Here is a 1,647-nt window from a genome sequence, read left to right as displayed (position 1 = left end):
TCAGTATTTACAAATGAGAGGCATATGAAACTAGTAAAATTAAAAAAGCTTCCGTGAGGAAGCTGAGTAGTTACAAATATTTTTTGGCTGTTTCATATGCACGATGTCATTAGCTGTCGAGTTTTATCAGCATAGTCTTAGTTCACTAATATACTAGATACGATACTTAGGACAGTTATTGAGCACAGATTAAAAGCTCCATGAGCTAACCAAGCTGACAGGAATCCCAATCTGAGAAAAAGTAAAGCATCCACTACACCTGGAATGAAATATAAATAGAAGGTTGATATGTCAGGCCCATGTAATAGTGCAAATCCTATGTTTGTTAGTATTACCCAACTCCATATATATTGAGGGTTTTTATGTATAAATACTTCATGATACACTTTTTCTAACCATAAAAATTTTGTTTTAATATCAGCAAGTGCTAAAAATATTCCAGCATAAAGTAAATATCTAAAGAAAATTTCTTCATTAAATGGTCCTATTATAGAAACTAAGAAAAGAAATCCTGTTTTAGTTAAATCAGCTGTATATGTTACTTGACCAGATCCTATGCCAATCATATCATGACCAAAAAAAGTGGGAATAAAGCGGATGAAAGTGAGTATAATTTGCATGAGTATTGCAATTAGAATAGGGAGTCCAATCGTTAAATATGGTTTGTTTTTATGAAGGATGAAGCGATTTTGAAAATCATTTCGGATTGTAGGGAATATGAGAATGCCTGTTAATAAAGCTGAAAATAAATAGAGTGACCCAATGGCACTTGTATTATTAGAAAGCCCCAATCCTGATAGCTTATCTGCTAATACCAGAAGTATAAAAAATAAAAAGAAAGCTATAAAAAATATAATAGGTCGAACTATGTCACGTAGAAAAGTCAAAAGAAATCCTCCTTTTAAATAGTTAGTAATGTAATTTTATCATTATTCAGAAAATTATTTCATTTTTGTTTTATACAGCAAAATAAAATTTCACATACCACAATTGATAAATATAAAATGTAAAAGGAAAATACATGAAATAGGGGATTTCACCTGTGACAATGTCGGCATTTGTTATATAATAGGGAAGATCAATCAATATGGCTCTGTATATGCGGAGTGAAAAACAAAGGGCAAGTATCATGTAGTTCAGCTGACATAATACTTGCCCTTTCCTATTCGTTAAATAATATAGCAAATCCATTACGATGCTATCGGCTTGGCTAAAGGAATATATCTTCTGAAACCCCAACATGTAGTTTTAGTAAAGGGAATCCCCTTAACAGGAAAATGTTGCTATGAAAGCGATATATGAATATTTTGTAAGTCAAAATACTAAGGTACATAATTTCTTCGATTTCTGTATATAAAGAAGCCTGTATGCCCTCAATGTGAATTTATTTCGCATGAAATATGATAAAATATATATGTCAAATTATTTTTATATACGAGTTATGCACTGTAAAACGGGAGGTCTTTATGAAAATATGGTTAGATGGAAAAAGAATCTTTGAAGAAGAGACGGACTATGGAAATAAATATTATGTATTCCCACGAGATAAGGTGCAAAAAAATGTAACATTAGGTTCTGTTGCAAAGTTTGAAAAAACATAAATCCGTTTACAAAATACAGTTATCGTTTAAGAAATTCTGAATAGTT

Annotated in this window: 2 protein-coding genes; one reads left to right on the top strand and one right to left on the bottom strand. The window is 30.9% G+C overall.

Annotation, left to right across the window (positions count from 1 at the left end; genetic code table 11):
- Positions 1 to 137: 137 nt before the first annotated feature.
- Entirely contained in the window at positions 138 to 887 is a 750-nt protein-coding gene (locus JDS99_RS30560; protein WP_199696463.1) for a CPBP family intramembrane glutamic endopeptidase, read from the bottom strand.
- Between the two features lie 579 nt (positions 888 to 1,466).
- On the opposite strand from JDS99_RS30560, the gene JDS99_RS32480 reads away from it, so the two are divergent.
- A complete protein-coding gene (locus tag JDS99_RS32480; protein WP_255543225.1) occupies positions 1,467 to 1,601 on the top strand; it encodes a hypothetical protein in 135 nt (44 codons plus the stop codon).
- Positions 1,602 to 1,647: the final 46 nt, after the last annotated feature.

It is taken from the genome of Bacillus cereus group sp. N6 (genome assembly GCF_016483705.1).
GTDB classification, from domain to species: domain Bacteria; phylum Bacillota; class Bacilli; order Bacillales; family Bacillaceae_G; genus Bacillus_A; species Bacillus_A wiedmannii.
Note: the sequence above shows the minus strand (reverse complement) of the source record. Positions and strands in the feature narration are given on the sequence as shown.